The organism is Desulfosarcina sp., from assembly GCF_033791525.1.
Taxonomy (GTDB): domain Bacteria; phylum Desulfobacterota; class Desulfobacteria; order Desulfobacterales; family Desulfosarcinaceae; genus Desulfosarcina.
Genome location: NZ_JASJGN010000174.1, coordinates 1 through 6005 on the forward strand (window position 1 = coordinate 1; position 6005 = coordinate 6005).

The following is a 6005-nucleotide window of genomic DNA, read 5'->3' on the forward strand; positions in this document are numbered from 1 at the left end:
ATCGTCGGTGTCAACGGCTTTCCCGTCGGCATCACAAAGAGTCACCCGGGGACCGCAGACCGGGCAGGCGTTGGGCTGGGCATGAAAGCGCCGGTTGTCGGGGTCGTCATATTCGGCCTGACACAGGGGGCACATGCGAAAGTGCCGCATGCTGGTTTTGGGCCGGTCATAGGGGATATCGTCGATGATCGTGTAGCGGGGGCCACAGTTGGTGCAGTTGATGAATGGGTAACCGAAACGACGATCCGTCGGATCGCGCATCTCCGCCAGACAATCGTCGCAGACCATCACGTCCGGTGAAATCAGTGTGGCCCGGGTGGCGCTGCCCCGGCTTTTGACGATGGAAAACGCCGCAAACCCCTTCACGGCTTCAGGTGTTTCCGACACCTCGACGATGTGTGCCAGAGGCGGCTTTTTGATGGAAAGATCGTCGATGAACTGCCGGATGGCTTTTCCAGGGCCTTCCAAAACCAGGGACACACCGGTGGCGGTATTGGCCACTTCCCCCTTCAGGCCGTGGTGGTTGGCCAACTGGTAGATGAATGGACGAAAGCCCACGCCTTGAACAATGCCATTGATCTCCAGGCGATTTGCAGTAAGTGCATCTGTCATGGCCCGTGTTGGACGTATCCTTGATTAACGCGTAAAGAGTCTCACTTCAGACGGCTTCGTAAAAAGCCCGAGATCAAGGCTTGCGGGCCGCGAAAGCGAGCTTAGGCGAGCGAATGGCAAATCGATCAAGATCCTTGCGGCGAACATTCATGTTCCATCCCGAGAATACCGCTATCGCGGGTGCCGAAGGCAGCGTACTGATCGTACGCCGCAGTGACGAGGGGTGAAGCGTAACGCAGATATCGGGTTTTTTACGAACCCGTCATCCTTTGCCGGCTTCCAGGTTGTCTACAAAGGCGGCGGCCTCCTTGAGGAGTCGGATAGTCTCCATGGCCGATTCCTCGTCCACCTTTTTGATGGCAAAACCGGCATGCACGAAAACATAGTCACCCACTGCCGAATCCTCCAATAGCATCAGGCTGGCGGATCGTTTGACGCCGTCCACGTCGATGGTGGCCATTTCGTTTTCGATATGGGTAATTTTAGATGGGATTGCAAGACACATGGTCGTCTGCTCCTTTATCGTGACAGGTGACACCCAGTCGTTCGAGTTCACCCAGCACCATCCGAATGACATCTTCCATTCGGTTTTTGGTTGTTTCGGTCAGCTCCGTGCTCAGTGTGTTGATATCTTCAGGCTCCACGCCCAAAATGACCGTAACCGGCACCTTTTCCATCGCCTGGCAAAGGGTCAGGGCTTCGAGAAAATCAATCTGATGCAGTGAGTTCTTGGCCCGGATCCGTTCAGGAATGGCATCACCCTCGAGGCGATAGAGGTCGCCGGGCACGCCTTGATTGCGAATCACGTCCACCACGATCAGCTGGTCTGCTTCGGACATCACACCCAGCAGGCTTACCCCGAGGACACCGCCGTCGACAATGGAAACGTTTTCGGGGAAGGAATACCGGCGTTCCAGCTCCTCCACGACCCTGACACCGAAGCCCTCATCGGAGAATAATAGATTACCTACACCCAGAATCATAACATGGTCATTCGCCATTGCTTCCGTTCTTTCCGAATTTTTCAATTTTTGGCCTTCAAATATTACAGACGTCAACCGTCTGAAACGAATGACCGGTCATCGAAAATGCAGCAAGGGAATGTGGTAGCATGGATTGATAAACGGTTCAAGCCATGATCAGCCGGTAAAAAAAGTGACCTCGGGCGACGCTGGTGGTCCGACACCAGATCAGCGCCGGCGATTTTTGGGCAGGGCCAGATTCTCATCGTCGAGAGACACGACGCCGATCCGACCCGGGGTCACAGTCACCGGTTCCTGCCAGGCGACCTTGTATCCGTCAATCAAGGCTGGAAATTTCACCAGCACATAGTGGGTTCCGGGGGGTGCGTCCAGGAAGGCAAAATTACCGGTTACCGAGGTAACGGTCTGGGCGATGAGATAGCCGGTTTGCCGCTGCTTTTGCTGAAACCGCTTGTAAAAATCAAGGTGGCAGTTGTTGATGCAGTCCACTTTTCGCGGATGGTTGGTTTCATGGATGCATTTTTTTGCCGAAACTGGAATTTTATCGCTCACCAAAAACACCGACAGACGCTCGCCATACTCGTTGTGGCCGACATCGTTCCGGATGGAAATGGATCCTACAATCCAATTGCCGGCGTGGGCCTGGCCAATGCCTGCAGATCCCACAACAGACAGCAACACGGTTAAAACGCTGATCATGTGCTTAAACATCCCGCACCTCCTTCATTCCCCATGCGATCAGTATTGAAATTATACTCAAAACATGAAATAGTAAAGGGGTTCTTTTGCCGCATCCTGAAGAATCATCCCTTTCGATCCTGATTGCCCTGGGGGGCCCGATGAACCGTTCTTACATGGGAAAGGTCCTGTGGGTTGACCTGACCACCGGCCGCATCACCACCGAAACCATCCCCGACGACCTATACAATCGTTTTTTATCCGGCACCGGTCTGGCCGCATGGCTGCTGTACCAACGGATTCCGGCCGGGGCGGATCCCCTGGGGCCGGACAATATTCTGGGGTTCGTGTCAGGTATATTGACCTCCAGCGGTTCCCTGTTCACCGGCCGTTGGATGGTGGTCGGAAAAAGTCCCCTCACCGGCACCTGGGGCGATGCCAACTGCGGTGGCAACCTGGCTCCCGCCATCAAAGCGTGCGGGGTAGACGGCATTTTTTTCACCGGCCAAAGCAAGCGACCGGTCTATCTGTATGCCGACACCAAAGGGGCCGAGTTGCGCGATGCGACCCATCTGTGGGGCCAGGATGCCATTGAAACGGAGCGGCTGCTGGTGGACGAACACGGCAGCAAACAGCGGGTCCGTGTCGCCTGCATCGGTATGGCAGGTGAACGCCGCTCGCTGATCTCCGGTATCGTGAACCACGGCGGCCGACTGGCGGCCCGCAGTGGATTGGGGGCCGTCATGGGAGCCAAGAGGCTCAAGGCCGTTGTCCTATGCGGTGCCCATCGCGTTCAGGTTCACGACCGCAAGGCCATGAAAGCCCTGAGCCTGGCTTGCAACCACCATGTGGCCTTCCAGCCGCCATTTTTAAACGGCACCATGACCGCTTACCTGGGCGCACTCATGCGCATGCTGCCCATCCAGATGGAACTCGACGGCATGCTCTACAAGATCATGTTGAGCAAATGGGGCACCGTCAATCAAAACCAGATGGCTATCGAATTGGGCGATGCCCCGGTGATGAACTGGAAAGGTTCCAACCGGGATTTCGGGCTGGACAAATCCAAACTAATCGATCCCGACGAATTCACCAAACCGGTGGTGGCCAAATATTTTTGCTACTCCTGCCCCTTAGGCTGCGGCGGTATCAGCCTGGCGCCGGACGGCAAGACCGAGGTGCATCGGCCCGAATACGAATCCACCATTGCTCTTGGGGGCCTGTGCCTCAACGAAGATGCCGACAGCATTTACTACCTCAATGAACTGCTTAACCGGGCCGGCATGGACACGATCTCAGTAGGCGGCACGGTGGCATTTGCCATCGAGTGCTTTGAAAAAGGGCTGTTGACCCCCACGGACACGGACGGACTGAAGTTGACCTGGGGCAACACCGAGGCCGTCGTCCGCCTGGTAGAAAAGATGGTCAAGCGGGAAGGCATCGGTGACCTGCTGGCTGATGGCGCCAAACGGGCGGCCCAAAAAATCGGCCGGGGTGCCGAAACGATGGCCATCCATGCAGGCGGACAGGAACTGGGCATGCACGACGGCCGCTACGATCCAGGCTTTGCCCTGCACAACGTGGTTGAACCCACTCCCGGCCGCCACACCATCGGTGCGTATATGTACTACGAAATGTTCCAGCTCTGGCGGGTTCTACCGGATCTGCCCGACCCCTCCCTGTTTTACCTGAAACGCAGCAAGTACCGGGCAAACCGGGAAAAGGCCGCCATGGGCGCCGCCTGCAGCCAGTACATGAACGTGGTCAACGGCGCCGGGGGCTGCCTCTTCGGCGCCTTCCTGGGAGCCCATCGGATTCCGGTCTTTGCCTGGCTCAATGCCGCCACCGGTTGGGGGCACTCGCCGGAAGCCTACCTGGTTATCGGCCACCGGATTCAGACCGTCAAGCAACTGTTCAACATCAAGCAGGGTATCATCCCCAGGGATATCCGCCTCAGCAAACGGGTGATAGGCGACCCGCCCCAACAGGAAGGGGCTAATAAAGGGGTAACCGTCCCTCTGGAAAAACTGCGGCGATACTACTGGTCTGAAATGGGCTTCGATCCGGAGACGGGGGTGCCCACGCCGGAATGTTTAGCCCGTTTGAATTTGGAAATATGATCCACCCGCACGCTCACATGGGCGTGGCCAACACACCGAGGATTTTCAATGGCCTATACCATCACCCATGAATGTGTCGGATGCAGCGTATGCATGCGTGTCTGCCCGGTGGATGCTATCGTGGGCAAGCCCAAGGAGCGCCATCGTATTTTACCGGAAGTCTGTATTGACTGCGGAGCTTGCGGACGGATCTGCCCCTACGCCAGTGTAAAGGACCCGGAGAATCAGGTGTGCGAACGAATCCGCATCCGCTCACGCTGGCCCAAGCCGGTGTTCGACTATCAGCGCTGCATGGGGTGCACCATCTGCGTGGAGGCCTGTCCCACGAGCTGCATTGATTTGAAAGCAGATCGGGGCACCCGTGAAACCCTTCGCTATCCGATTTTAAATAAAGCGCGCAATTGTATCGGATGTGCCTTTTGTATGCTGGAGTGTCCGGTGGATGCGGTGGCGATGGAGGAACCGACGGGATAACGCTAAGGAAAACCCCTTTCCGGGTCCATGAGACCCGGAAAGGGGGAAGACAGTTTAAATGACTTTAAATTTATATACCTCATTGGAGTCCGGATCGATCACATGGACACCGCAGGCCACACACGGGTCGAAGGAGTGAACGGTGCGCAGAATTTCCAGGGGCTGCTTGGCATCGGCCACGGGGGTGCCGATAAGCGCCTCTTCCACCGGACCCAGTTTGCCCTTGTCGTCACGGGGACCGAAGTTCCAGGTTGACGGCACCACATACTGGTAGTTTTTGATCTTGCCGCCCTCGATGTTAATCCAATGTCCCAACGATCCACGGGGCACGTCGTTGAGACCCAGCCCCATGCCTTCATCGGGCATTTCCCAGGGCGTGTAGGTCTGGGTGTCACCGCTTTTGATGTTTTCCAGCAGTTCCATGGTCCAACCGGGCATAGCTTGGCCGATGGCGATGGTCTCCAGTCCTCTGGCGGCAGTCCGGCCGAGGGTCGAGAACAGGGCACCGGCGGGAATCCCCAGTTTCTGGAGCGTGCCGTCCACCAGGGGTTTGATATCCTTGTGACCTTTGCCGTAAGCCACCAGCACACGGGCCAGGGGACCCACTTCACAGGGTTCGCCTTCGTATCTGGGGGCCTTGAACCAGGAGTACTTGCCACCGTCGGGACGGTATTTGGGATCTTCCTGCAGGGGCTTGGTTTCGCCCTTGTATGGATGCAGGTCGGGGCCGTCCTCATACCAGGCGCGGGTCACATTTTCCGCCACCTTCTCCTGAATGGCCATGGGAATATTGGCCAGGTCCCGTTTGTTGATCAATCCGCGAGGCATGAACAGGCTGTCCGGCTCATTGTCGCTTTCGGGGAACTCGCCCCAAGCCAGGAAATTGGTGGTGCCGCCGATGGCACCCCAGTCCTTGTAGAAGGAGGCCACGGCCACCAGGTCGGGGATGTAGACGTTTTCGATGAATTCCTGGGTCTCTTTCTGCAGGTAGAGGAACTCGGCGATGCGGTCGGGCTTCAGGTCGGCCACGCTGGTGATGCCGCCCACCACCAAAAACTGCGGGTGGGGGTTCTTGCCACCGAAGACGGCGTGCATGCGGGCGGACCTGGCCTGCAGTCGCAGGGCGTCGATGTAGTGG

At 57.1% G+C, this 6005-nt stretch carries 7 protein-coding genes; 2 read left to right on the forward strand and 5 right to left on the reverse strand.

Translation table 11 applies throughout. The features are described from left to right. The 4 genes from QNK41_RS08345 to QNK41_RS08360 all read right to left on the reverse strand — a co-directional run. The coding region (locus QNK41_RS08345; RefSeq protein WP_319255654.1) for an acylphosphatase at positions 1-612 on the reverse strand (612 nt) is incomplete at its 3' end. Positions 613-874: 262 nt separating this feature from the next. Next, the gene (locus QNK41_RS08350; RefSeq protein WP_319255656.1) at positions 875-1117 is read right to left on the reverse strand and encodes a HypC/HybG/HupF family hydrogenase formation chaperone; all 243 of its coding nucleotides are present in this window, start codon (positions 1115-1117) and stop codon (positions 875-877) included. Beyond that, positions 1095-1613 carry a HyaD/HybD family hydrogenase maturation endopeptidase gene (locus QNK41_RS08355; RefSeq protein ID WP_319255658.1) on the reverse strand — a complete coding sequence of 173 codons (519 nt, stop codon included), beginning with the start codon at positions 1611-1613 and terminating at the stop codon, positions 1095-1097. The genes QNK41_RS08350 and QNK41_RS08355 overlap by 23 nt, the downstream gene beginning before the upstream one ends. A 189-nt stretch (positions 1614-1802) precedes the next feature. Next, entirely contained in the window at positions 1803-2306 is a 504-nt protein-coding gene (locus QNK41_RS08360; protein ID WP_319255660.1) for a carboxypeptidase-like regulatory domain-containing protein, read from the reverse strand. Between the two features lie 128 nt (positions 2307-2434). Here QNK41_RS08360 and QNK41_RS08365 point away from each other — a divergent pair, with 128 nt between their 5' ends. Further along, positions 2435-4393 carry an aldehyde ferredoxin oxidoreductase family protein gene (locus QNK41_RS08365; protein ID WP_319255662.1) on the forward strand — a complete coding sequence of 653 codons (1959 nt, stop codon included), beginning with the start codon at positions 2435-2437 and terminating at the stop codon, positions 4391-4393. Between the two features lie 48 nt (positions 4394-4441). Next, on the forward strand, positions 4442-4867 hold the full coding sequence (locus QNK41_RS08370; protein ID WP_319255664.1) for a 4Fe-4S binding protein: 426 nt from the start codon (positions 4442-4444) through the stop codon (positions 4865-4867). A gap of 54 nt (positions 4868-4921) precedes the next feature. Here QNK41_RS08370 and QNK41_RS08375 read toward each other — a convergent pair. Continuing rightward, the coding region (locus QNK41_RS08375) for a nickel-dependent hydrogenase large subunit (protein ID WP_319255666.1) at positions 4922-6005 on the reverse strand (1084 nt) is incomplete at its 5' end.